27 protein-coding genes are annotated in these 22,666 nt (G+C 59.5%); 23 read left to right on the top strand and 4 right to left on the bottom strand.

Annotated elements, in window-relative coordinates:
* Nucleotide 1 precedes the first annotated feature (1 nt).
* Nucleotides 2-406 carry a methylmalonyl-CoA epimerase gene (gene mce, locus AC0L4F_RS23160; RefSeq protein WP_244691829.1) on the bottom strand — a complete coding sequence of 135 codons (405 nt, stop codon included), beginning with the start codon at nucleotides 404-406 and terminating at the stop codon, nucleotides 2-4.
* Between the two features lie 134 nt (nucleotides 407-540).
* Here mce and AC0L4F_RS23155 point away from each other — a divergent pair, with 134 nt between their 5' ends.
* Nucleotides 541-1,257 carry a response regulator gene (locus tag AC0L4F_RS23155; RefSeq protein WP_244691826.1) on the top strand — a complete coding sequence of 239 codons (717 nt, stop codon included), beginning with the start codon at nucleotides 541-543 and terminating at the stop codon, nucleotides 1,255-1,257.
* Between the two features lie 218 nt (nucleotides 1,258-1,475).
* Here AC0L4F_RS23155 and AC0L4F_RS23150 read toward each other — a convergent pair whose 3' ends face one another.
* On the bottom strand, nucleotides 1,476-2,231 hold the full coding sequence (locus AC0L4F_RS23150; RefSeq protein ID WP_280520749.1) for an IclR family transcriptional regulator: 756 nt from the start codon (nucleotides 2,229-2,231) through the stop codon (nucleotides 1,476-1,478).
* 216 nt (nucleotides 2,232-2,447) lie between these two features.
* On the opposite strand from AC0L4F_RS23150, the gene AC0L4F_RS23145 reads away from it, so the two are divergent.
* The 11 genes from AC0L4F_RS23145 to kce all read left to right on the top strand — a co-directional run bounded on the left by AC0L4F_RS23145 (nucleotide 2,448) and on the right by kce (nucleotide 11,073).
* Nucleotides 2,448-3,284: a cyclase family protein gene (locus tag AC0L4F_RS23145; RefSeq protein WP_244691821.1), complete on the top strand. Its 837-nt coding sequence runs from the start codon at nucleotides 2,448-2,450 to the stop codon at nucleotides 3,282-3,284.
* 73 nt (nucleotides 3,285-3,357) lie between these two features.
* Nucleotides 3,358-3,702: a cupin domain-containing protein gene (locus AC0L4F_RS23140; protein ID WP_244691819.1), complete on the top strand. Its 345-nt coding sequence runs from the start codon at nucleotides 3,358-3,360 to the stop codon at nucleotides 3,700-3,702.
* Between the two features lie 3 nt (nucleotides 3,703-3,705).
* Complete coding sequence (locus AC0L4F_RS23135) at nucleotides 3,706-4,500, top strand: SDR family NAD(P)-dependent oxidoreductase (protein ID WP_244691817.1); 795 nt, start codon at nucleotides 3,706-3,708, stop codon at nucleotides 4,498-4,500.
* A 3-nt stretch (nucleotides 4,501-4,503) separates the two neighbouring features.
* Nucleotides 4,504-5,433, top strand: a complete 930-nt coding sequence (locus AC0L4F_RS23130; protein ID WP_244691815.1) for a 3-hydroxyacyl-CoA dehydrogenase family protein — start codon at nucleotides 4,504-4,506, stop codon at nucleotides 5,431-5,433.
* 39 nt (nucleotides 5,434-5,472) lie between these two features.
* Nucleotides 5,473-6,756: an ABC transporter substrate-binding protein gene (locus tag AC0L4F_RS23125; RefSeq protein WP_244691813.1), complete on the top strand. Its 1,284-nt coding sequence runs from the start codon at nucleotides 5,473-5,475 to the stop codon at nucleotides 6,754-6,756.
* A 48-nt stretch (nucleotides 6,757-6,804) separates the two neighbouring features.
* Nucleotides 6,805-7,533 (top strand): ABC transporter ATP-binding protein, encoded by a 729-nt coding sequence (locus tag AC0L4F_RS23120; protein ID WP_244691811.1) that lies wholly within the window; start codon nucleotides 6,805-6,807, stop codon nucleotides 7,531-7,533.
* The gene (locus tag AC0L4F_RS23115; RefSeq protein WP_244691809.1) at nucleotides 7,526-8,233 is read left to right on the top strand and encodes an ABC transporter ATP-binding protein; all 708 of its coding nucleotides are present in this window, start codon (nucleotides 7,526-7,528) and stop codon (nucleotides 8,231-8,233) included. Before AC0L4F_RS23120 ends, AC0L4F_RS23115 begins: the two co-directional genes overlap by 8 nt.
* A 1-nt stretch (nucleotide 8,234) precedes the next feature.
* Nucleotides 8,235-8,900: a branched-chain amino acid ABC transporter permease gene (locus AC0L4F_RS23110; protein WP_244691807.1), complete on the top strand. Its 666-nt coding sequence runs from the start codon at nucleotides 8,235-8,237 to the stop codon at nucleotides 8,898-8,900.
* Nucleotides 8,901-8,917: 17 nt separating this feature from the next.
* A complete protein-coding gene (locus tag AC0L4F_RS23105) occupies nucleotides 8,918-9,097 on the top strand; it encodes a hypothetical protein (RefSeq protein WP_244691805.1) in 180 nt (59 codons plus the stop codon).
* Complete coding sequence (locus AC0L4F_RS23100) at nucleotides 9,094-10,131, top strand: branched-chain amino acid ABC transporter permease (RefSeq protein WP_244691803.1); 1,038 nt, start codon at nucleotides 9,094-9,096, stop codon at nucleotides 10,129-10,131. The genes AC0L4F_RS23105 and AC0L4F_RS23100 overlap by 4 nt, the downstream gene beginning before the upstream one ends.
* Before the next feature lie 3 nt (nucleotides 10,132-10,134).
* Nucleotides 10,135-11,073, top strand: coding sequence for a 3,5-dioxohexanoate:acetyl-CoA acetone transferase (gene kce, locus AC0L4F_RS23095; RefSeq protein ID WP_244691801.1), 939 nt, complete (start codon nucleotides 10,135-10,137; stop codon nucleotides 11,071-11,073).
* Between the two features lie 122 nt (nucleotides 11,074-11,195).
* On the opposite strand, the gene AC0L4F_RS23090 is transcribed toward kce, so the two are convergent.
* Entirely contained in the window at nucleotides 11,196-11,588 is a 393-nt protein-coding gene (locus AC0L4F_RS23090) for a hypothetical protein (protein ID WP_244691799.1), read from the bottom strand.
* Nucleotides 11,588-12,319, bottom strand: a complete 732-nt coding sequence (locus tag AC0L4F_RS23085; RefSeq protein ID WP_244691797.1) for a DUF599 domain-containing protein — start codon at nucleotides 12,317-12,319, stop codon at nucleotides 11,588-11,590. Before AC0L4F_RS23085 ends, AC0L4F_RS23090 begins: the two co-directional genes overlap by 1 nt.
* A gap of 142 nt (nucleotides 12,320-12,461) precedes the next feature.
* Between AC0L4F_RS23085 and AC0L4F_RS23080 the strand changes: the two genes are divergently transcribed.
* The 11 genes from AC0L4F_RS23080 to AC0L4F_RS23030 all read left to right on the top strand — a co-directional run bounded on the left by AC0L4F_RS23080 (nucleotide 12,462) and on the right by AC0L4F_RS23030 (nucleotide 22,647).
* On the top strand, nucleotides 12,462-13,910 hold the full coding sequence (locus tag AC0L4F_RS23080) for an FAD-linked oxidase C-terminal domain-containing protein (protein ID WP_244691795.1): 1,449 nt from the start codon (nucleotides 12,462-12,464) through the stop codon (nucleotides 13,908-13,910).
* A gap of 66 nt (nucleotides 13,911-13,976) precedes the next feature.
* Nucleotides 13,977-15,140, top strand: coding sequence for an FAD-binding protein (locus tag AC0L4F_RS23075; protein ID WP_244691792.1), 1,164 nt, complete (start codon nucleotides 13,977-13,979; stop codon nucleotides 15,138-15,140).
* Between the two features lie 2 nt (nucleotides 15,141-15,142).
* Complete coding sequence (gene glcF, locus AC0L4F_RS23070; protein ID WP_244691790.1) at nucleotides 15,143-16,429, top strand: glycolate oxidase subunit GlcF; 1,287 nt, start codon at nucleotides 15,143-15,145, stop codon at nucleotides 16,427-16,429.
* 124 nt (nucleotides 16,430-16,553) lie between these two features.
* The gene (locus AC0L4F_RS23065) at nucleotides 16,554-17,297 is read left to right on the top strand and encodes a trypsin-like serine peptidase (protein ID WP_244691788.1); all 744 of its coding nucleotides are present in this window, start codon (nucleotides 16,554-16,556) and stop codon (nucleotides 17,295-17,297) included.
* Nucleotides 17,298-17,449: 152 nt separating this feature from the next.
* On the top strand, nucleotides 17,450-18,205 hold the full coding sequence (locus tag AC0L4F_RS23060; RefSeq protein WP_244691786.1) for a hypothetical protein: 756 nt from the start codon (nucleotides 17,450-17,452) through the stop codon (nucleotides 18,203-18,205).
* Nucleotides 18,206-18,391: 186 nt separating this feature from the next.
* Nucleotides 18,392-18,862 (top strand): Hsp20 family protein, encoded by a 471-nt coding sequence (locus tag AC0L4F_RS23055; RefSeq protein ID WP_244691784.1) that lies wholly within the window; start codon nucleotides 18,392-18,394, stop codon nucleotides 18,860-18,862.
* A 186-nt stretch (nucleotides 18,863-19,048) separates the two neighbouring features.
* Nucleotides 19,049-19,660, top strand: a complete 612-nt coding sequence (locus AC0L4F_RS23050) for a VOC family protein (protein WP_244691781.1) — start codon at nucleotides 19,049-19,051, stop codon at nucleotides 19,658-19,660.
* The gene (locus AC0L4F_RS23045) at nucleotides 19,660-20,133 is read left to right on the top strand and encodes a GNAT family N-acetyltransferase (protein ID WP_244691866.1); all 474 of its coding nucleotides are present in this window, start codon (nucleotides 19,660-19,662) and stop codon (nucleotides 20,131-20,133) included. The genes AC0L4F_RS23050 and AC0L4F_RS23045 overlap by 1 nt, the downstream gene beginning before the upstream one ends.
* Nucleotides 20,134-20,176: 43 nt before the next feature.
* Complete coding sequence (locus AC0L4F_RS23040) at nucleotides 20,177-20,866, top strand: molecular chaperone DjiA (protein WP_244691779.1); 690 nt, start codon at nucleotides 20,177-20,179, stop codon at nucleotides 20,864-20,866.
* Between the two features lie 189 nt (nucleotides 20,867-21,055).
* A complete protein-coding gene (locus AC0L4F_RS23035) occupies nucleotides 21,056-21,661 on the top strand; it encodes a TetR/AcrR family transcriptional regulator (protein WP_244691777.1) in 606 nt (201 codons plus the stop codon).
* 5 nt (nucleotides 21,662-21,666) lie between these two features.
* Nucleotides 21,667-22,647 (top strand): zinc-binding dehydrogenase, encoded by a 981-nt coding sequence (locus tag AC0L4F_RS23030; protein ID WP_244691776.1) that lies wholly within the window; start codon nucleotides 21,667-21,669, stop codon nucleotides 22,645-22,647.
* The last annotated feature ends 19 nt before the right edge of the window (nucleotides 22,648-22,666 follow it).

Below are 22,666 nucleotides of genomic sequence, written 5' to 3'. Positions count from 1 at the left end.
ATTACACCTGTTCCAGTTCAACGAGACAGCCGTTGAAGTCTTTGGGATGCAAGAACAAAACCGGTTTGCCATGGGCGCCGATCTTTGGTTCGCCACTGCCCAGAACCCGGGCGCCGGTGGATTGCAAATGGTCGCGCGCGGCCAGGATGTCGTCTACTTCGTAGCAGATATGATGAATGCCGCAGGCCGGGTTTTTGTCCAGAAACCTTTGGATGGGGGAATCTTCGCCCAGGGGGTAAAGCAATTCGATTTTGGTGTTTGGCAATTCGATGAAAATCACCGTGACGCCATGATCCGGTTCGTCCTGCGGTGCGCCGACTGTGGCCCCCAAAGCAGAGCGATATTGCGCCGCAGCGGCGTCAAGGTCAGGGACGGCGATGGCAACGTGATTGAGGCGGCCGATCATGGGCGAGGCTCCTGTTTGCGGGTCATTTGCGAAGGTTATCGCCGTTGTGGCGGCAACAGGCAATTGGACAGGAGCGCGCATTAAACCTTTGGTAACTTCGAATGCGCATTCTGGAGGGAATTGGAGGGCTAGGCATGGACGACCTCGAAAATCTGCAAATTGATCGCACACCATCACCGGAAAGACCCCTGTTGGGGTTAACCGTTCTTGTGGTCGAAGACAGCCGTTTCGCCTGTGAGGCGATGCGATTGCTGTGTCTCAGGTCCGGTGCGCGCATCAGGCGGGCGGATTGTCTGCGCTCGGCACGACGGCATTTGCGGGTGTACCGGCCATCGGTGACAATTGTCGATCTTGGCCTGCCCGATGGTTCGGGTGCAGAATTGATTGCCGAACTGGCCGCTGGCAGCCCGCGCATCCCGGTGATTCTGGGCACCAGTGGCGATGATTTTGCCGAAGATATGGCCGTGGCCGCCGGCGCGGATGGGTTCATGTTGAAACCCATTGTTTCGCTGATCAATTTTCAGGAATTGATCCTGTCGCTTCTGCCGCCGGAACGCCAACCCACCGGCCCCCGCCCCCTGACCGAGGTCGAGTTGCATCCAGATCAGATCGCTTTTCAGGACGATATGGCGCATATCGCCGGTATCCTCTGTGATGGCACCGATGACAAAACCATGGATTACGTCGGTCAATTCCTGAGCGGGGTCGCACGTATCGCCCATGACGACGCATTAAGCGATGCCGCCGAAAAGTTGATTCTGATGCGCCGCGAGGGCCAGCCAGTGGGCAGCCAAACCGCGCGTATTGCCGGCCTTATTCAGGAACGTTTGACGCACCGGATTGCCATTTGATTGGATGAAGTTTGAACCAGCGTTGGGGTGCGGCCAATCTGGCCTCGCCCGGTGTTCCGTCTGTGTCGGAAAGACCGCTGGGCGTGGCGTCCAAATATCGTGTATTCTTGCGCTGTACCGGTCAAAGAAGCGGATTACCCATATCGCCGCCCAGCATTCTCTGCGGTCGCCTTGGGCACTCTGGCCCGATGTCTTTGGGCCAAAATTGCTCGCAGACGCTACTCGAATGTGCGCTGAATGTTGGCGCTGGTGTCGATAAGCGCATTTTCAATCGTCTTCATTTGGTCGCCAAAACGCGTTGATGGCACCGGGACCGATATGGCATGCAGGTCGCCGCCCCAATCCCGGAAGGCAAATCCAATCGCCGAAACACCAGAGGCATGTTCGTCAAGGTCATAGGCCAGGCCGCAGTTCCGGATCTCTTCAAGTTGCGCAAGAAACTGCGCCAGATCCTGTGTCACCCCATTGCGATCCCATTCATTGCGGATCAGCTTGATGGCGTCTTCCTGATCCATCATCGCAAGGCAGGCTTTGCCATTGGCCGTCGTGGTCAGGGGAAAAACCTCGCCAACTTTGGAAACCGTGGTCAGCCGATGCGTTCCCGGCACCTGATCCAGAAACACCATGCCGATGCCGCGCATCACCGCCAGATCAGTCGTTTCTCCTGTTTTCTGTGTCAGTTCGGTCAAGAGCAGACGGCAGTGTTCGACGATGTTGTAATGCGCCGCCCCCGCCAGCGTGCTGAGCTCTGGACCCAGCCGCAGCCCACCCCCCTGCATATCGCTGATGACAAAGTTTTCCTCTGCCAATGCGCCGGTGATTCTCTGTACCGTAGAGCGGGGCAAATCGGCGAGCTCGGCAATTTTCCCCAAGCTCATACCCGATTGAGCATCCTTCAACACCCTGAGTATCGAGGCCGCGCGGGCGATCACCTGGATGCCGGATCTATCATTTTTCGTCTTGTCTTCAGACATATACAGGGTGTCCCCATCGGTAATTGCGGCGCGGGTTGCGGGATGTGATTACTCAATCAGTGTCCCACAATGCGATACATGTCAACCGCATCGTGAATATTTTTATTGACCGCAATGCGGTGCATGTGCATCAATATGCGGGACAGGTGGAGGAGCCATCCTGACAGTTTAAAATCGAAAACGCCGGGATTCCGGCGAACAGAGGAGATGTGTCCAATGGTTGAAATCCGTGGCATCGAGTTCCAATCGAACACCGACAACGACATGGGACTGGAGTTCTACAATCTCAGCCACCGCTTTGGGTTCCAGAACCCGAACTGGCCTTATTTTCAGGACACCAAGATCGAGCGCATCCACTACATGGCGAAATCCGGTGTGCTGAGCCAACGCATCACCACCACGATGCACGCCACCACCCATATCGACGCCCCGGCGCATGTGGTGCAGGGCACGCCGTTCATCGACGAAGTGCCGCTGCCGCATTTCTTTGGCACCGGGCTGGTTGTTTCGATCCCAAAGAAGAAATGGGAACAGATCACCGCAGACGACCTGGAAAAAGCCTGTGGTCAAGCGATCCGCAAGGGGGACGTTCTGATCATCAACACCGGCTGGCACCATGACTATGAGGATGGTGACTACTTTGCCTATTGCCCTGGGCTGGTGCCGTCAGCGGCAGAGTGGATGGTGGAAAAGGGCATCAAGGTTGTCGGCCACGACACCCAGGCCAATGACCACCCGCTGGCCACCGCCATCGGCCCACAGCGGAACGGCCCGCTGTTGCCGCATCTGGAGAAGGAATACCTCGAATGGTCCGGCGGTATTCCGTGGGACGTCGCCTTTCCAGAGTGGGAACCGGTTCATAACATCCTGTTCAAAAACGGTATTCTGGGCATTGAAAACGTCGGCGGTGATCTTGATGCCGTGACCGGCAAGCGCTGTACCTTTGCGTTCTTCCCCTGGAACTGGGACCGCGGCGACGGTTGCATCATTCGCCTCGTGGCGATGATGGACAAGAGCCAGGGCTTCCGCATCGACGATGGCGCCGACTTCTGATCCTCCCTGACTGGTCGCCGGGGGACCGGCGACCATTTTCAGCCCCACTTCCGACACGCCCGAGGAGATTTCCATGCACCTTAAACGCTTTCACGATGCCCAGCCTTATGAGGCCGCAAATCATTTCGGCTGTCACGGACTTCGATTGCAGGGGTTTGAGGAAGGCGGGCCAACCAACCAATGGGTTGGGTTCAGTCAATTCCTTCCCGGTGGCGGCGCGGGGCCGGATTCCACACCGTTTGAAAAGGTTTACGTCGTGCTCGAGGGCGAGATGACAGTGACCATCGACGGCGAAGCGACCGTTCTGGGCCCATTGGACAGCTGCACCATTCCAGCCGGCGAAATCCGCCTTTTGGAAAACCGGACGAACCTGACCAGCAAGATGCTGGTTGTCATCCCCTATCCTGCGGAGGCCTGACTTATGAATGTCATGCAAAACCCACTGTCCATGTTCGACGTCAAAGACAACACCGCCTTGATCACCGGGGCCTCTGGCGCATTCGGGATGGTCGCGGCGCGCATTTTGGCCGGTGCCGGCTGCAAGCTGGTGCTGGTTGCCGGCAACCAGACCGCGCTGGACGAGATTGCCGGCGAATGCCGCAGCATGGGCGCAGAGGTGACCGCCATCAACACCCGCCCCACGGATGAAGACATCTGTAACGGGTTGGTCGCCCAAGCGGTCGAAGCTTATGGCCGGCTGGATATTCTGGTGGTGGCCTCGGGGATGAACAAAGTCGCGCTGATCAACGACATGACGCCCGAAACCTTTCAATCGGTCATGGATGCCAACGTCAATCAAACCTGGCTGTTGTCCCGTGCCGCCGCGGGACAGATGAAACAGCAGGGCAGCGGCAAGATTGTTCTGGTCTCCTCTGCAAGGGGGCTTTTGGGACATCCGGCCGGTTATACCGCCTATTGCGCGTCCAAGGCCGCGACCGACGGTCTGACAAAGGCGTTGGGATGTGAATTGGGGCCGTCCGGCATCACCGTGAATGCCATCGCGCCGACCGTGTTCCGGTCGCCTTTGACCGCCTGGATGTTCGCCGACACGGACGAGGCAAAGAAGGTCAGGGATGGTTTCCTGGCCCGTGTGCCCAAGGGCCGTCTTGGCGAACCCGAAGACCTCGCCGGCCCCTTGTTGTTCCTGGCCTCAAAAGCCTCTGATTTTTACACCGGGCATATTCTGTATGCTGACGGTGGCTATACGGCGGGCTGAAGCATGGTTGCCAAGAAACAGCAGATCGCGGTGATCGGTGCCGGCCTTATGGGGCATGGCATTGCGCTGACCCTGGCCAAGGCCGGGCAATATGTGGCCATCACCGATCCTTTCGAAGAGGCCCGCGCATCGGTTGTCGATCGCATCCTTCAGAGTATGGAGGCCATGGGCGACGACGAAAAGACCGCCGCCAAGGCAATGAAGATGATCGAGGTGTTCAACTCGACCGCGGGTGCGGTGCGGCAGGCGGATGTCGTGTTCGAGGCTGCGCCGGAAAAGCTGGCGCTGAAGCAACAGATCTTTGCCGAAGTTGAGCAGCACGCGCCAGACAGCTGTATCCTGGCGTCGAACACATCTGTCATGCCGATCACGCAGATCATGTCGAAGCTGCGGTTGAAAAACCGCGCTGTGGGCACCCATTGGTGGAATCCGCCACATATGATCCCCTTGGTCGAGGTGGTCAAAACCGAATGGACCGACCCCACCGTTGCAAAGACCATCTTTGATCTGCTGGCCGATGCCGGCAAAACGCCGGTGATGGTCGAAAAAGACGTGCCCGGGTTCATCGGAAACCGGTTGCAGCACGCCCTCTGGCGCGAGGCCGTGAGCCTGGTCGAAAACGGGATCTGCGAAGCAGAAGATGTCGATACGGTTGTAAAGTCCTGTTTTGGTCGCCGCCTTGCCGTTCTTGGCCCGTTGGAAAACGCCGATCTGGTTGGCACCGACCTGACGCTCGATATCCACGAAAACGTTCTGCACGACCTCGAAAGCCGCAAAGGACCGTCACCCTATCTTGCAAAGCTCGTCGAAGACGGGCGCTTGGGGATGAAATCGGGCGAAGGTTTTCGGAAATGGACCAAAGAAGACGCTGATGCCGTGCGTGCGCGTGTTGCCAGCCATCTGAACAAACTGGGGACCATTCTCGACGATTAAACGATTGGTCGGCGAAAAGCCGATGAAAGGGAGGAAGAAATGTCAAAGATCATCAAACAACGCCCAACCCGGCGCGGTTTCCTGGGAGGGGCCGCAGCCGCATTGGCCACCCCGGCATTGCTGAGCGCCACGCGCGCCTATGCCGCCAACCCCACGTTGCGCATCGGCCATGTCAGCCCCCGCACCGGACCCCTGGCAGGATTTGCCGAGGCCGATGATTATGTGCTGGCAGGCATCGAAAAGGTGTTTGCGGGCGGCATCGAAAACAACGGCAAAAGCTGGAATGTCGAAATCATCTCGAAGGACAGCCAGTCGAACCCGAACCGGGCTGCCGAAGTGGCCGCAGACCTGATTCTGGGGGATGAGGTCGATATTATCGTCGCCGCCTCGACCCCGGACACGGTCAACCCGGTCAGCGATCAGGCCGAAGTGAACGAAGTGCCCTGCATCACCACCGATTGCCCATGGCAGCCTTATTTCTTTGGCCGCAATGGTGTCCCGGGAGAGGGGTTCGCCTCGACCTATCATTTCTTCTGGGGGCTTGAGGACGTGATCGGCGCGTTCCTTGACATGTGGGGGCAATCGGGCGCGGCCAAGACCGTCGGCGGGCTGTTTCCGAACGACGCGGACGGCAACGCCTGGGGCCATCCAGAGCTGGGCCTGCCCACGCCGCTGGCCGCAGCGGGCTATGACCTCATTGATCCGGGCCGTTATCAGCCGCCGTCGGATGATTTTTCGAACCAGATCGCCGCATTCAAATCGGCGGGCTGCGAGATTGTCACAGGCAACATGATCGCCCCCGATTTTGCGACCTTCTGGAGCCAGGCCGCGCAACAGGGGTTCACCCCCAAAGTTGTGACAATCGGCAAGGCGCTGTTGTTCCCGTCGGTGATTGAATTGCTTGGGGATCGGGGCGACGGTCTGTCGTCCGAGGTTTGGTGGTCCCCAAACCATCCCTTCTCGTCCTCGTTGTCGGGGGCATCGTCCAAGGCACTGGCCGAAGGCTATTCTGCGGCTTCCGGCCGCCCCTGGACCCAGCCGATCGGCTTTAAACACGCGCTGTTCGAAGTGGTGGCAGATGTAATGAAGCGGTCCGAAGATCTGGAAGATCCCGAGGCCATCGTCGCGGCCATCGCTGGAACCAACCTCGACACCATTGTTGGCAATGTGAACTGGGCAAATGGCCCGATCAACAATGTCACCAAGACGCCGCTGGTTGCCGGCCAATGGCAAAAAGAGGGCGACTCCTTTGATCTGAAGATCGTGGCCAATTCGGCGGCGCCGGACATTCCGTTGACCGGCGATCTGAAATTGCTTGGCTGATGCGTATGAGCGGTGCGGTTGCACCGCTCACCACCCAAGGGGACTAGAATGAACACCATTCTGAAACTCGACAACCTTTGCAAAGCTTACGGCGCCGTAAAGGTTGCCGATGGGCAAAGCTATGAAGTGGCCGAAGGCGAAGCACTGGGCGTGATCGGCCCGAACGGGGCTGGCAAGACGTCGATGTTCAACCTGATCACCGGAACCGTGTCACCCGATGCCGGGACCGTGGAATTTGCCGGGCAGAACGTCACCGGCTGGAGCGCGGCAAAACGCAGCCATTCCGGCATTGCGCGATCCTTTCAGGTGCCACAGCCGTTTTCCAATATGACCGTGTTTGAAAATGCGATGATTGCGGCCACCCAATCGGCTGGCCTGCGCGGCCCAGAGGCAGAGCAGCTTTGCCTTGAGGTGTTGGAAAAGACCGAGCTGTTGTCAAAGGCCAATACCATGGCCGGCGGTCTGACGTTGCTGGGGCGCAAACGGCTGGAACTTACGCGGGCGCTCTGTGCGATGCCAAAGTTGCTGTTGCTTGACGAAATCGCGGGTGGGCTGACCGAGGCCGAGTGCCGGTCGCTGGTTCAGACCATCAAGGACATCCATGCCTCGGGCGTGACCATCATCTGGATCGAACATGTGGTGCATGCGCTGCTTGCCGTGGTTGACCGGCTGATCGTGATCGATTTCGGCAGAAAGATTGCCGAGGGCGACCCACAGGCGATCATGGACAGCCCGGAAGTCAAAGAAATCTATCTGGGGATTGAAGCCGATGCCTGAACCCATTCTTCAGATGCAGGGGCTTGATGCCCATTACGGGGATTTTCAGGCGCTTTATGGCGTCGACATGGCCGTTTCCGAAGGCGAAATCCTGGCCATCATCGGTGCAAATGGCGCGGGGAAAACCACCCTGATGCGGTCAATCACCGGGCTTTTGCGCAACGGTCCCGGCCAGATCAAATATCACGGCACGGACATCAGCCGCCTGCGGGCAGACGAGGTCGCCGCGCGGGGGCTGGCGATGGTGCCGGAGGGGCGGCAGCTTTTTCCATCGCTGTCGGTGCGGGAAAACCTGATGATTGGCGCACAGGTCGGGCGCAAGGGGCCCTGGGACATTCACGCGGTCTACAAGCTGTTTCCGATCCTCGAAGAACGCAAGGATCAGGCCTCGACCTCGCTCTCTGGCGGGCAACAGCAGATGGTGGCCATTGGCCGTGCGCTGATGGCGAACCCCGATCTGATCCTGTTCGACGAAATCAGCCTCGGGCTGGCCCCGATCATCATCAAGGACATCTACGACGCCCTGCCGGGCATCATCGGCGAGGGCATGAGCGCCATCATTGTCGAACAGGACATCACCAAGGCGCTGTCTGTCAGCAGCCGGGTGTATTGCCTGCAAGAGGGTCGTGTGTCGCTGGAAGGCGACGCGGACAAGGTTTCGCGCGATGACATCTCTCGCGCCTATTTCGGGATAGAATGACATGGACTGGCTGAATGCAATTGTACAAGGCACCCTGCTTGGCGGTCTCTATGCCCTGTTTGCGGCGGGGTTGTCGCTGATCTTTGGTGTGATGCGTCTGGTCAACATTGCCCATGGCGATCTGATCGTTCTGGCCGCCTATCTGGGGCTGACTGTCACCACCGCCACCGGTCTGCATCCCTTGCTGGCCTTGGTTCTGGTCGTGCCGACCATGGCGCTGATCGGGTATGCGCTGCAACGCGGGTTGCTGAACAAAACCCTGGGGGATGACCTTTTGCCGCCGCTTCTGGTCACATTCGGGCTAAGCGTGATCCTTCAGAATGCCCTGCTCGAAGTCTATTCCGCCGACCCCCAGAAGATGGCTGCCGGGGCGCTTGAAACGGCCAGCTTTTCGGCCGGGGGGCTGACGCTGGGTGTGCTGCCGGTTCTGACCTTTGCGGTGGCCATCGCGGTGATCTGGGGCTTGCAATGGACCTTCTATCATACCGCGCTCGGCCGTGCCTTTCGCGCCGTATCCGACAATCAGGATATCGCACAGCTGATGGGGCTGAACCGGCGGCATATCTTTGGGCTGGCCATGGCGCTGGCGCTTGGGGTCACCGCCATTGCCGGGATTTTCTGGGCATCCGCACCAGCTTTGACCCCTCGATCGGCGGCGGGCGTCTGATCTTTGGCTTCGAGGCCGTGATCATCGGCGGGCTTGGCAATCTTTGGGGCACATTGGCTGGGGGTGTCATTCTTGGCGTGGCACAGACCATCGGCGCCAAGATCGACCCCGGCTGGCAGCTTCTGGCCGGGCATATCGCCTTTCTCTTAATCCTCGCCGTTCGTCCCAACGGCCTTTTCCCAAGGATCGCGGCATGAATATTCAGGATTACCACGTCACCCGAACCTCCGGGGCCGCCCGCATGGCCGCGATCCTTGGTGCACTTGTCCTTGTTGTGCTTATCGCGGCCCCATGGTGGGCGGGGCGCGCCGACATGCGCCTGTTGGGCGAGATGTTTCTTTATCTGGCGCTGGCGTCACTGTGGAACCTGATGGCGGGATATGCCGGGCTGGTTTCAGTTGGGCAGCAGGCCTTTGTCGGGTTTGGCGGCTACATGCTGTTTGCCCTGACCATATTCGCAGGCCTGCCTCCGATTGCGGCCATCGCAATGGCCGGCGTGCTTGGTGCGCTGATCTCGGTGCCTATTGCTGTGTTGATCTTCCGTCTGCGCGGGGCCTATTTCGCCATCGGAACCTGGGTAATCGCCGAAGTCTTTCGGTTGGGCTTTGCCCAGATTTCGTCACTGGGGGGCGGTTCGGGGTCGTCCCTGCCGGTGGCGATCGTGAAATCCCTCGCCTCGAAACGCGCGATGCGTGAATCCTTGAGCTATTGGCTGGCGCTGGGCGCGGCTGTTCTGGTCATCACCGCTGTTTATCTGTTCCTGCGCTCGCGCAAGGGGCTTGCCCTGACCGCAATCCGGGACAATGAATTGGCGGCCGGCAGCCTCGGGATCGACATCTGGCGCACAAAATTCACCGTTTATGTGGTCACCTCGGCGCTGACGGCCATGATCGGCGCCCTGATCTTCCTGCAAAAGCTGCGTATTTCGCCCGATGCCGCCTTTAGCGTCAATGACTGGACTGCCTTTGTGATCTTTATCGTGGTGATCGGCGGCATTGGCACAATCGAGGGCCCGATCATCGGAACGCTTGTGTTTTTCGCGCTGCGCGAAACGCTTGCTGACCTTGGCACCATTTATCTGATCGTTTTGGGGTTGGTGGCCATCGTGATGATGCTGAAAGCGCCCAAAGGGATCTGGGGCCTGATCCGCAGCCGTTTCGATCTTCAACTCTTTCCGCTGGGATACCGCGTCATTGCGCCTGCCAACACAGACAAAACCAAAGGAACCTGATCCATGGCACGCCAGAAAAAGACGGTCATCACCTGCGCCATCACCGGGGCAATCCATACGCCAACCATGTCAGACGCGCTGCCCTATACCTATGACGATATCGCAACCCAGGCGATGGAAGCGGCAGAGGCAGGGGCGTCGATCCTGCACCTGCATGCGCGGAACAACGAAACCGGCGCGCCGTCGGTTGATGTGAAGGATTTCACGCCCTTCCTGCCCCGGATCAAGCAAGCAACCGACGCGGTGGTGAATATTTCGACCGGCGGTTCGCTGACACTGTCGATCCAGGAGCGTATCACTCCGGCCAAGACCTTCAGTCCGGAAATGTGCTCTATGAACATGGGCAGCATGAACTTCTCGTTCCATCCGCTGGCGAAACGCTACAACGACGATGATTGGAAATTTGATTGGGAAAAGGACTATGTCGCCAATTCCGACGGCAACATTTTCCGCAACACCTTTCGCGATATCAAGGAAGCGGCCGAAACCCTGGCACCGCATGACATCAAGTTCGAACATGAATGTTATGATGTGGGCCATCTCTATAACCTGAAATTCTGTATGGATATCGGGCTGTTCAAGGCGCCGGTGTTCATTCAGTTCATCTTTGGCATTCTGGGCGGTATCGGCCCCGAGATTGATAACCTGATCTTCATGAAACGCACCGCTGACCGTCTGTTTGGTGACGATTACCGCTGGTCGGTTCTGGGCGCTGGCGGATCGCAGATGTCGCTGGGCACCACCGCCAGCCAGATGGGCGGCAACGTGCGTGTCGGGCTAGAAGACAGCTTGTTTATCTCGCGCGGGAAACTGGCGGAAAGCAACGCCCAGCAAGTGGCCAAAATTCGCAAGATCGTAGAGGCGCTGGGATGTGAGGTCGCGACACCGGATGAAGCGCGCGAAATGCTTGACCTGAAAGGTGGCGACAGGGTCGCGTTCTGATCTGACCAGCCGTTATTTCCGGCAGATGTGCCCATAAATCGGTGAACAGCGCGGATGCAACGGCGCTGTTTGCTACGGACAACGGCATCAAATAACCGGAAATCGGGGAAACGGACGACCGGCTAGTAGCTGCCGCGCCCGGATGGGGACAGTTTGACCTCAACCGGGTTGCTGGACCAGCCATGTTCGGAACAATGTGCCCGCACCAACACAACGCGAATGCCATCCGGGATCATCAGGCCACGCAAAGAGCGGGTGAACGGTTGCTCATGCTCATGCGGGTGGTGCAATTTGCGATAGCCAAGCCGCTTGCCGTCAAGGTCGGTCACCTCCCACGCGTCGGCATAGTGGTCCCATCCGGCGTCATCGTGGCGCACCGTCACCTCAAAACGCCAGCCCATGTCGGGTTTGGTCACTTTGACTTTGACGATTTCAGGGTCGCCCGCCATCGCCGCCGCAGGAAAGCAGAGAGCCGGAAAAACGAGCAGGGCCAGGGTCGGAAGAAAACGAAACATCAGATCTCCGGGTGTTTTGCCGGTTTCGGTTCAGGGCCGGTTTCGGGCAGCAATAGCGCCTCGCGAGAGTTCGAGGCAAATTCGCGCCGGTACAAAACCGCCAGAGTGAATAATACCGCCAGTATGAGCGGAATGGCCCCCAAAAGCCATGCCGTGGCCGCCATCGCGAAGTAAATTGATCGTAATCCCCTGTTATATGCCCGTGCGCCAGAGATGTTCAGCTCTGCCGCCTTGTGGGCGCGTGTCGGGGCGGCGGGATGGTTGGGGTCATTGGGAACCGCGGCCATGACCACAGCGCAATAGCCAAAAAGCCGGTGTGACCAGACAAAGCTGAGGAAGCCATTGATCGCCAGCAGGATGACGGCAATCAGCTTCAATTCCCAGACCACAATCGGGTCGGATTCCAGAGTCAGATCCTGTGCCAAACCCGCCAGCCGCTCGGCATTGCCGATCAATGCAAGCACACCGCCGATGGCAATCATGCAGGTCGACGCAAAGAATGCCGTCCCTTGGCGAAGGATGCTCAGAATCTGGCTGTCAAAGATGCGCGGATCGCGGGTGAGCATCTGTTTCATCCATTCGCGCCGGTATTCGGTGGTCAAGGTCGAAACCGAAGGATGTTTGCCCGGATTTTCGATCCTCAATCCAATGGCAATCCAGCTCACGATCAGGACCGCAACAGCGATGTAGTCGAGGGGCTCAAACAGAGTAAGGCGATCAGTCCATGTCATTCGGGCACCCTCGGCGGGAAAATTTCCCGGCGAAAGGGGTGCTTCTTCAAGCCTTTGTATACTTTCTTTGCCGCGCGCCAGACGTGGCTTGCATGACTTTCCAAAATTGGTTATATTTTCTTACCAATCTTGGAGGGACGCAATGCAGATGCCTGATCCCCGGCCAGAGCGGCTGGCACGGAAATCCGCCTTGGTGCGGCAATTGCAGCAATGTTTGCCGCAGGGTGCGGTGATTTCGGACCCGGCGGAGCTGCGCGCCTATGAATGTGATGCGCTGGCGGCCTATCGCTGTGCGCCGATGCTGGCGGTGTTGCCGTCGAGCACCGCAGAGGTGTCCGATGTGTTGCGGATTTGTCATGAGATGTCGGTGCCGGTGGTGCCGCGCGGGGCGGGCACATCGCTGGCCGGTGGCGCGCTTCCCAGTGCGGATTCGGTCATTTTGGGCGTGGCGCGGATGAATGCGGTGCTCGACACCGATTACGAAAACCGCTTTGTCCGGGTGCAGACCGGGCGCACCAACCTTTCGGTGACCGGGGCCGTCGAAGAAAACGGTTTCTTCTATGCGCCCGACCCGTCGAGCCAGCTGGCCTGTGCCATTGCGGGCAATATCGCGATGAATTCCGGCGGGGCGCATTGTTTGAAATATGGCGTGACCACCAACAATCTGCTGGGGGTCACACTGGTGTTGATGGATGGCCGCGTGGTTGAAATTGGCGGCGCGCATATGGATGCGGCGGGTCTGGACCTTCTTGGGGTAATCTGTGGCAGCGAGGGGCAATTGGGCGTCGTGACCGAAGCGACCCTGCGCATCCTGCCAAAACCCGAAGGGGCGCGGCCGGTGCTGATGGCGTTTGACAGCAACGAAGTGGCGGGGGCCTGTGTGTCCGATATCATCCGGGCGGGCATCCTGCCGGTGGCGATCGAATTCATGGACCGCCCCTGTATTCGCGCCTGCGAGGCCTTTGCCCATGCGGGCTATCCCGATTGCGAGGCCCTGTTGATCGTCGAGGTCGAGGGGTCGGATGCCGAAATCGACGATCAGCTGGCGCGGATCATGGCGATTGCCCGGAAACATGACCCGCTGGAGCTGCGCGAGGCGCAGGATGCGGATGAAGCCGGGCGCATTTGGCTGGGCCGCAAAAGCGCCTTTGGCGCGATGGGGCAGATCAACGACTATATGTGCCTGGATGGCACCATCCCGGTGACCGCCCTGCCCTTGGTGCTGCGGCGCATTGGCGAGTTGAGCCGCGATTATGGCTTGGATGTCGCGAACGTTTTTCACGCCGGGGATGGCAATATGCACCCGCTGATCCTGTTCAATGCCAACAAGCCCGGCGATCTGGAGCTGTGCGAGCGGTTTGGTGCGGACATCCTCAAGCTTTGTGTCGAGGTGGGTGGCTGTCTGACCGGAGAACATGGCGTTGGCATCGAGAAGCGCGATTTGATGGGGCATCAATATGCTCCGGCGGATCTGGAGGCACAGATGGCGGTCAAGGATGTGTTTGATCCCGGTTGGTTGTTGAACCCGGCCAAGGTGTTTCCGCTGGAGGTGTCCGAGGCCCGCCGCGCTGTGGATGTGGCAGCAGAGTAAGGGGGCCAGCCCCCGTCACCTTTGGTGACTCCCCCGAGATATTTTTGAACAGAAGAAGATCTGGATATGCGACCGACAAGCGAAGCGGAATTGGCGGAGATGATTGCCGGGGCGGATGGGCCGCTGCGGATTTGTGGCGGCGGGACGCGCGCCGTAGGCTGTCCGGTGGCAGGGGATATTCTGGAAACCGGCGGTCTGTCCGGGATTTCGTTATACGAACCGGGCGCGCTGACCATGGTGGCCGAGGCCGGTACGCCATTGGCCGACGTTGAGGCGGCATTGGCCGCAGAGGGTCAGAGGCTGGCCTTTGAACCGGGGGATTGGCGCGGCTTGCTGGGCACCGAGGGCGTGCCGACGCTGGGCGGTGTGGTCGCGGCCAACGTCAGCGGGTCACGACGGGTTGTGGCCGGCGCGGCACGGGATTTCATGTTGGGGGTGCGGTTTGTCGATGGCATCGGCCAAATCGTCAAAAACGGTGGCCGGGTGATGAAGAATGTCACCGGCTATGATCTGGTGAAATTGTTGTCGGGGTCCTGGGGCACCTTGGGGGTGATCAGCGAAGTGTCGTTCAAAGTGATGCCGGTGCCAGAAATGGAAACGACGCTGGTCTGTGACGGATTGGATGCCAAATCCGGCGTGCGCAGCCTGTGTGCCGCGCTTGGCACGCCGTTTGAGGTGACCGGCGCCGCGCATCTGGATGCCGGGGCGGCTGGGGGGACATCGCGTACCTTGGTTCGGATCGAAGGATTGGCGGCCTCGGTCTCTTATCGTGCGGAGCGGTTGCAAAGCGGCGTCCTGGCCGGGTTTGAGGCACGCGAAGGCGCGGCAAGTGCCGCATTGTGGCGTGAACTGCGCGATGTGACGCCCTTTGCCGGGCGGGAGGGCGCGGTTTGGCGCGTTTCGGTCAAGCCGAGCGACGGGCCGGTCCTGACCGCTGGATTGGCAGAGCGGGGTGTCACGCATACGGCGATTTATGACTGGGGCGGCGGATTGGTCTGGTTGTTGATGCCGGAGGCCGGTGATTCCGGGGCTGGTGATGCCGGGGCTGGGGCCCTTCGCCAACAGGTGGCGGCGCTGGGCGGACATGCGACATTGTTCCGGGGATCGCAGGATCTGCGCCGGACCGTGCCGGTGTTTGAACCGCAACCCGCGCCGCTGGCCGCATTGCAAGCCGGTCTGCGGGCGAAATTCGATCCGCGCGGTATCCTTAATCCGGGGCTTATGGGCTAATCATGCAAACGACATTTACCGAAGACCAACTGCGCGATCCTGGCACCAAGCGGGCCAACGAAATTCTGCGCGCCTGTGTGCATTGTGGATTTTGCACTGCGACATGCCCAACCTATCAGGTGCTGGGCGATGAATTGGATAGCCCGCGCGGGCGGATCTATCTGATCAAGGACATGTTGGAAAATGAACGGGTGCCGGATGAAACGACAGTCAAACATATTGATCGTTGCCTGTCCTGTCTGGCCTGTATGACCACCTGCCCCAGCGGGGTGCATTACATGCATCTGGTGGATCATGCGCGCGAATATATCGAACAGAAATACGACCGCCCCTGGTCGGATCGGGCATTGCGCTGGCTTTTGGCGCGAATCCTGCCCTATCCGGGGCGGTTCCGGCTGGCGCTTTTGGGGGCCAAGATCGGGCGGCCATTTGCGCGTTTCATGCCGGATCCGCGTTTGCGCGCGATGCTTGAGATGGCCCCGAAGCAGATCCCGCCGGTCAGCCGCAATGACGATCCGCAGAGCTTTGCCCCCAAGGCCGCCCCGAAGATGCGGGTGGCGCTGATGACGGGGTGCGCCCAAAAGGCGCTGAATACCGACATCAATGATGCCACTATCCGGCTGTTGACGCGGCTGGGATGTGAGGTTGTGGTGGCCAAGGGCGCGGGATGCTGTGGCGCGCTGACCCATCACATGGGCAAAACGGCCGAAAGCCACGGCGCAGCGGCCCGGAATATTGCGGCTTGGACCTCCGAAATGGACACCAAGGGGCTGGATGCCATTGTCATCAACACCAGCGGCTGCGGCACCACGGTTAAGGATTACGGCCATATGTTCCGCAACGATCCTCTGGCGGCGGATGCCGCGCGGGTGGCGGCGGTGGCGATGGACATCAGCGAAGTGCTGATGAAACTGGACCTGCCCGAAGGGGCGGACAAGGGGCTTAAGGTGGCTTATCACGCGGCCTGTTCGTTGCAGCATGGGCAAAAGATCAAGACCCATCCCAAGACCCTGTTGAAACGCGCCGGGTTCACCGTGGCAGAGCAGGCCGACAGCCATTTGTGTTGCGGATCGGCGGGGACATACAACCTGATGCAGCCGGAAATATCCGGGCAGTTGAAGGCGCGAAAGGTCAATACGCTGGAGGCCGTGACCCCGGATGTGATTGCCGCCGGCAACATCGGGTGCATGATGCAGATCGGTTCCGGAACCGGGGTGCCCGTGGTGCATACGGTCGAATTGCTGGACTGGGCGACAGGTGGGCCAAAGCCGCAGGCACTGCGCCCGTGACGCGCCAAATTGAAAAGGCTTGGCGGCGCCGCAATTTTGCCTAAACTTGTTGATAGCCCAAAGGGCGGACGACAGGGGCTGACTTTTGCGCATATTCCATCTGCTACTCGCTGTGATCTTATCCGTGACAACGGCACAGGCAGAAATGCGCGAGTTGCGACAGCTGAACACCGGTGATGACAGCCGCGGATGGGAAGCGGTTGGCCGGATTGATTTTGGGCGCACCGGATTTTGCACCGGTGTGCTGGTCGCGCCCGATCTGGTGCTGACCGCCGGTCATTGCCTGTTCAACAAGGCCACAGGCGAGCGGTTTGGCGCATCGGACATCCGGTTCAGCGCCGGTCTGCGCAATGGCCGGGCCTCGGCCTATCGCAATGTGAAATACGCGGTGGTGCATCCAAAATACCGGTTTGCACAGAACACCAAAGCATCGCAGGTCCGCGATGATGTGGCGCTTTTGCAATTGGCGCATCCAATCCGCAACACCGGCGTTTTGCCGTTTGAAACCACTGACCGACCGGCGCCGGGTGCGCGGATTGCGGTTGTCAGCTATGCGCATGACCGCGCCGAAGCGCCCTCCCTTCAGGAAGCCTGTGAGGTGATCGACCGTCGGCGCGGCGTTCTTGTGATGTCTTGTGCCGCCGATTTCGGCGCATCGGGTGCACCGGTGTTTTCGATAGAGGGCGGCGTGCCGCGCATTGTGGCGCTGATTTCTGCCAAGGCAGAGGCGGGCGGCGTGCCGGTATCCCTTGGCACCTCGCTGAAAGAGCCGCTGGCGCTGCTGAAGGTGGAATTGAACGCGCAATCCTTGTTCAAACAGGTCGGCACGGATGAGCGCCCGTCGGGGGCCAAATTTCTGCGGCCCTGAGGTTTCGGAATTTGACGACGAGTATTTCGGGGGCGGACAATTCAGGAGCGAACAATTCGGGGGCGGACAGGGCAGAACCGCGCCACAAAATGGCCTGAAAGCATTGGTATTATTGGCTGACGCAACATCGCCACACGCCACGGAGGTCGCGCATGACAGCCAATCGCCATAGGTTGAACACAGATCCCCGGCCGGGCGCCGATGATGGCGGGCCGGTGGATGATCCGACGACATTGGCAATTCGTGCGCTGATGGCAGAGGAAAACGCCGCAACGCCCGAACCTGCAAAGCCTGCGCCCGCGCAACTCGAACCCGCACAGCCAGAACCCGCACAGCCAGAACCCACATTGGCCAAGCCGACAAACCCCCGTCGGGATATCATTTCCCGCCCTGTTGTGCTGCCGCAGGCAGAGGCGTCAGCACCCACCGACGCAATGGACCCTCCCGCAAAGCGCCGAAACAGGCCGCATGCTGGCCCGCGCCGTGAGGGTGTGATGGCGATCATGGGCCATATTCGCCGGTTTCTGCGTCGCCCGGATGCGCCCCGGACACTGGCGTTGGGTGCGCTGGTCATTGTCGTTCTGGTGCGACCCTGGCTTGTGGTTGCGGTGGGTCTTTTGGCGCTGCTGACAGCCGCCGTTGTCTATTTCTCGCTGGGGCCGGACCGGGTTTGTGACCTGGTTGTGAGCTGGTACACCCGGCTGCGCGAACGTGATCCTGATCGTGCCGAGGCGATCCGCCAGCGCGCCTCTGACGCCAGTGCCCGGTTTGCCAAGCTGCTGGATCGGTTGCCCGCGTCCTGGACCCAAGGGATCTATATCCCGGATTTTGAACCGGACACCGAATTGCTTGATGACACAAGACCCGATCCCTTTGACCGCCTCGCGGCAGAGGCGCGGCGATACTGAGCTCTGCCAAGGCCCACATCGGCGGTCGGCGCGGGATGGCGTAAATCCGTTTACGCCGGGGTCTTGAAACCGGCAAACCCCCTCCCCAAATCATTGCTGTTCGGACGCCCAATGTGGGTCCGGATGTCACCGTCTGTCCCGATGGGAAGACGCACCATAATGGTATCGCTCAATGGAGGATGACCCATGCGTAGCTATGATTTTGCACCACTTCACCGTGCCACTGTCGGCTTTGATCAAATTGCCGACCTGATGGATCGGGTGTTGGCCAATGATGTCCAAAACCAGACCTATCCACCTTATAACATTGAAAAAACCGCTGATGATGCATATCGCATTTCGATTGCGGTTGCCGGATTTTCCGCAGCAGACCTGAGCGTCGAAGCCAAGGAAAACGCCGTCGTTGTCACCGCCCGCAAGGCTGACGACGCACCGAAGCAATCCTACTTGCATCGCGGTATTGCCGCCCGCGCCTTTGAGCGTAAATTCCATCTGGCCGACCATGTGCGCGTCACCGGGGCCAGCCATGAAAACGGCATGCTGCATATCGACCTGGAGCGTGAGATTCCCGAAGCGTTGAAGCCGCGCCGGATCGAAATTGTCGGCACGCCCCCCGCGATCACCAAGGATGTGGTTGACGGACAATCCGTTAACTAGGCCAAAATGATCGAAAACTGCCCCTCGGTGCAAACCGGGGGGTCTTTGCATGTCTGGATTGTGTGACGCGTTCCCATTTGTCACGAAATCTGATATATCTTGACGACGGAATGACGGTGCAATGACCGATAAAAAGATGGGTCAAAGGCCAATTCTTGACGGGGCACGCCAAGCGGGAGACATGCCATGCTGCACCTAGACCATATCGCTGTTTCGGGGCTGTCACGCGACATTGGTCGCGCGCATGTGCAGGACCATTTGCACGTCGAAATGGTGACGGGCGGCGAACATCCGTTTTTTGGCACCCATAATCACCTGATGTCCCTGTCGGATGGGCTCTATCTCGAGGCGATTGCCATTGATCCCGCTGCGCCGGCGCTGGATCACGCCCGTTGGTTCGGGCTGGACCATTTTTCCGGGCCGCCCCGGCTGACCAATTGGATTTGCCAGACCAAAGATCTTGAAACCCTTGTGCGTGACCTGCCAGAGGCGGGCCGGATCGTCGAGCTGGAGCGCGGCAATCTGCGCTGGCGGATGTCGGTTCCGCAGCATGGCATGTTGTCGTATGATGGGTGTTTTCCGGCCCTGATAGAATGGGATTGCGCGGATCATCCGGGCCGGATGTTGCCGGAAACGGGCTGTTCGCTGGACGCGCTGACGATTTTCCACCCAGAGGTGGATCGCCTGCAACAGCGGCTTGCGCCCTATCTGGATGATGCGCGCGTGCGGTTTGAACATGGCTCGCCGCATCTTGTGGCGTCGATCGAGACACCGCAGGGGAGCGTGGCCTTCAGATGATCTTGCGCCCAGCACAGGTGGGGGATGCACCGGGAATTGCCGCTGTGGTCAACCCGGTCATTCGTGACACGACAATCAGTTTCAGATCCGATGAAAAACCGGTCCAGGAGTATGCAGAAGGCATTCGCGACAGTGGCCGCTATTTTGTTGCGGAACGGGACGGCCAGATTATCGGATATGCCTGTTATTTCCAGTTTCGCGGCGGGGATGGCTATCGTCATACCTGCGAACATTCCATTGCGTTGTTGCCGGAGGCCCGTGGCCTTGGCGCCGGGCGCGGGTTGATGGCGATGCTGGAAAATCACGCGCGTGCCGCCGGGGTTCACACCCTGTTCGCCAGCGTCAGCGGGGAAAACCCGGATGGCATCGCCTTTCATGCGGCAATCGGGTTTCGTCAGGTTTCGGTCCTGCCCGAGGTCGGGTATAAATTCGGGCGCTGGATTGATCTGGTGCTGATGCAAAAATTTTTGTGATTGTCACACTGACTTAGATCAAACCGAGGTATAACATTCGCCCATGTCCATATGGTCCCGCATATCGGCCGCGATTTCGGCCCTCGCCAGTGGCGCGCCGCTTAGTCAGGTGTTTGACCAGCTGCGCACGCCACCAGAGCGCAGTGTCGCCTTTACCATTGCGGTGATCGCGTTGGGCGCGAAAATGGCCAAGGCAGATGGTCTTGTCACCCGGGACGAGGTGACGGCGTTCCGCGAGGTGTTTCACATCGCCCCCGAGGATGAGGACCAGGCCGCGCGGGTGTTCAATCTGGCCCGGCAGGATGTGGCCGGTTACGCCGATTACGCCCGCCGCATTCGTGCGATGTTTGATGAGACCGGCACCGCGCTGTGCGACCTGCTGGAGGGGCTGTTTCATATCGCGGTCGCGGATGGCAGCTATCATCCCGCCGAAGACGATTTCCTGCGCGAAGTTTCGATGATCTTTGGTCTGGATGAACGCCAGTTTCTGGCGTTTCGGGCGCGTTTTGTGCCCGATGCGCCGAATGATCCCTATACCGTTCTGGGCGTCAGCCCCGATACGCCACTGGACGACATTCGCAAAGTCTGGCGTCAAGCGGTGCGCGAAGGGCATCCAGACCGCATGATGGCCCGTGGCGTGCCGCAAGAGGCCGTGCGGCTGAGCGAGCGGCGGTTGATCGACATCAACCGCGCCTGGGATGATATTCAGGCCAACCACCGGGAACTGGCCTAGGGGCTGGAACAGGGCACTGGCCAAGGGACGCTGGCCGAGAGAGCCCGGCCCGTGGGTAGCCGGTCAATGCTGCCTGTCCCAAGACGCAAAACACCTTTGATTTCGGGATTTGACCTCGTGGTTTACCGCCTTGTCACATGGCTGTGATGATACCTAGACGACCGGTCTATTACTGATTAACTCCGCCCTATGGATGAGCAAACCAAATCAGATCGCAAGCGACAGCATATTCTGGATACCGGCAGGGCCCTGGTGATCAAACACGGGTTTGGCGGCGTCGGGATTGCCCGCCTGTTGACGGAATGCAACATCCCGAAGGGGTCGTTTTATTACTACTTCGCGTCGAAAGAGGCCTTTGGACAGGCGCTTTTGGCTGACTATGTTCAGGACTATCTGGATCGGTTTGACCGATTGGCCAATGGACCGGGGACCGCCGCGGAAAAGCTGGGGGCATTCTGGTCCGGCTGGTTGGCACAGGCCGGGGCAGAAGGCATTGCCACGCAATGTCTTGTCGTCAAATTGGGGGCCGAAGTGGCCGACCTTTCTGACGCGATGCGCGTGATCCTGAACGATGGCATCACCGAATTTGTCCAACGTATCGCAACGCTTTTGCGTCAGGGCGCATCCGAAGGGTCATTGCCCCGGTTTTCCGACCCCGTCGCAACGGCGCAAATGCTCTACGCACAATGGCTCGGGGCGTCGATCCTGGCAAAGCTCTCACGCTCTCAGACGCCACTGGAACAGGCGTTACAACAAACGACCGGTCTTCTCACTCAAGACAACTTACAAGGATAATCACAATGAAAGCCGCAGTACACGACACCTTTGGTGAACCCATTGACGTGCTTAAAACCGCAGAAACCGAAAAACCCACCCCCAAGGCAGGCGAAGTCCTGGTCAAGATGACGTTGTCGCCGATCCACAACCATGATCTTTGGACGATCCGTGGCAATTACGGCTATAAACCCGAACTGCCCGGCGCAACCGGCGGGTCAGAGGCGTTGGGCACGGTTGACGCCGTCGGCGAAGGTGTCGATGCCGCGCTGATTGGTCAACGCATTGCCATCGCGGGGATTCATGGCAGCTGGGCGGAATATTTCACCGCCCCCGCCGAAGGGGTTCTGCCGCTTCCTGCCGCGATCAGCGATACCGTTGGCGCGCAGCTGATCGCCATGCCGTTCAGCGCCCTGTCGCTGCTTGAAAGCCTCAAGGCGAAAAAAGGGGATTGGATCGTGCAAACAGCCGCCAATGGCGCCGTCGGCAAAATCATGACGGTTCTGGCAAAATCGCGCGGAATTCATCTGCTGAACCTCGTGCGCCGGGATGCTGCGGTGGCCGAGCTGGAAAATCTCGGGATCGACAACGTGCTTTCGACCGCGTCCGAAGGGTGGAAGGAAAAGGCACAGGCGCTGATCGGCGATGCCGGTGCGGTATCGGCGATTGATTCCGTCGGCGGCGATATTTCCGGCGATCTCGTTGATCTGCTTGGTGTTGACGGCGAATTGGTGGTGTTCGGCACAGCCACAGGCGCGCCCATGCCGCTGTCTTCGGGGGCGTTGATCATGAAACACATCACGGCAAAAGGCTTCTGGGGATCGCGCGTCAGTAGCGAAATGGCCCCGGAGGAACGCAAGCGCCTGATCACGGAATTGGTGATGCTGGCGGCGAATGGCGAGCTGAAGCTGGAAGACGGCGGAGCCTATTCGCTGGATCAGGTCAGCGATGCCATGACCGCAGCGCTGACACCGGGACGCGCAGGCAAGGTGATGCTGCGCGCATAACCGCGACGAAACAAATCAG

It is taken from the genome of Marinovum sp. J2-8, from assembly GCF_055808435.1.
The sequence above is the reverse complement of the archived record's forward strand: the minus strand, read 5'-3'. Positions and strand labels throughout refer to the sequence as shown.

Coding starts and splice junctions, on each gene's coding strand:
- AC0L4F_RS23100 (WP_244691803.1), top strand. CDS start 9,094: ATGAATATTCAGGATTACCACGTCACCCGAACCTCCGGGGCCGCCCGC.
- glcF (WP_244691790.1), top strand. CDS start 15,143: ATGCAAACGACATTTACCGAAGACCAACTGCGCGATCCTGGCACCAAG.
- AC0L4F_RS23075 (WP_244691792.1), top strand. CDS start 13,977: ATGCGACCGACAAGCGAAGCGGAATTGGCGGAGATGATTGCCGGGGCG.
- AC0L4F_RS23110 (WP_244691807.1), top strand. CDS start 8,235: ATGGACTGGCTGAATGCAATTGTACAAGGCACCCTGCTTGGCGGTCTC.
- AC0L4F_RS23125 (WP_244691813.1), top strand. CDS start 5,473: ATGTCAAAGATCATCAAACAACGCCCAACCCGGCGCGGTTTCCTGGGA.
- AC0L4F_RS23155 (WP_244691826.1), top strand. CDS start 541: ATGGACGACCTCGAAAATCTGCAAATTGATCGCACACCATCACCGGAA.
- AC0L4F_RS23145 (WP_244691821.1), top strand. CDS start 2,448: ATGGTTGAAATCCGTGGCATCGAGTTCCAATCGAACACCGACAACGAC.
- AC0L4F_RS23060 (WP_244691786.1), top strand. CDS start 17,450: ATGACAGCCAATCGCCATAGGTTGAACACAGATCCCCGGCCGGGCGCC.
- AC0L4F_RS23130 (WP_244691815.1), top strand. CDS start 4,504: ATGGTTGCCAAGAAACAGCAGATCGCGGTGATCGGTGCCGGCCTTATG.
- AC0L4F_RS23115 (WP_244691809.1), top strand. CDS start 7,526: ATGCCTGAACCCATTCTTCAGATGCAGGGGCTTGATGCCCATTACGGG.
- AC0L4F_RS23085 (WP_244691797.1), bottom strand. CDS start 12,319: ATGACATGGACTGATCGCCTTACTCTGTTTGAGCCCCTCGACTACATC.
- AC0L4F_RS23135 (WP_244691817.1), top strand. CDS start 3,706: ATGAATGTCATGCAAAACCCACTGTCCATGTTCGACGTCAAAGACAAC.
- kce (WP_244691801.1), top strand. CDS start 10,135: ATGGCACGCCAGAAAAAGACGGTCATCACCTGCGCCATCACCGGGGCA.
- AC0L4F_RS23140 (WP_244691819.1), top strand. CDS start 3,358: ATGCACCTTAAACGCTTTCACGATGCCCAGCCTTATGAGGCCGCAAAT.
- AC0L4F_RS23030 (WP_244691776.1), top strand. CDS start 21,667: ATGAAAGCCGCAGTACACGACACCTTTGGTGAACCCATTGACGTGCTT.
- AC0L4F_RS23055 (WP_244691784.1), top strand. CDS start 18,392: ATGCGTAGCTATGATTTTGCACCACTTCACCGTGCCACTGTCGGCTTT.
- AC0L4F_RS23050 (WP_244691781.1), top strand. CDS start 19,049: ATGCTGCACCTAGACCATATCGCTGTTTCGGGGCTGTCACGCGACATT.
- AC0L4F_RS23150 (WP_280520749.1), bottom strand. CDS start 2,231: ATGTCTGAAGACAAGACGAAAAATGATAGATCCGGCATCCAGGTGATC.
- AC0L4F_RS23040 (WP_244691779.1), top strand. CDS start 20,177: ATGTCCATATGGTCCCGCATATCGGCCGCGATTTCGGCCCTCGCCAGT.
- AC0L4F_RS23090 (WP_244691799.1), bottom strand. CDS start 11,588: ATGTTTCGTTTTCTTCCGACCCTGGCCCTGCTCGTTTTTCCGGCTCTC.
- AC0L4F_RS23080 (WP_244691795.1), top strand. CDS start 12,462: ATGCAGATGCCTGATCCCCGGCCAGAGCGGCTGGCACGGAAATCCGCC.
- AC0L4F_RS23120 (WP_244691811.1), top strand. CDS start 6,805: ATGAACACCATTCTGAAACTCGACAACCTTTGCAAAGCTTACGGCGCC.
- AC0L4F_RS23035 (WP_244691777.1), top strand. CDS start 21,056: ATGGATGAGCAAACCAAATCAGATCGCAAGCGACAGCATATTCTGGAT.
- mce (WP_244691829.1), bottom strand. CDS start 406: ATGATCGGCCGCCTCAATCACGTTGCCATCGCCGTCCCTGACCTTGAC.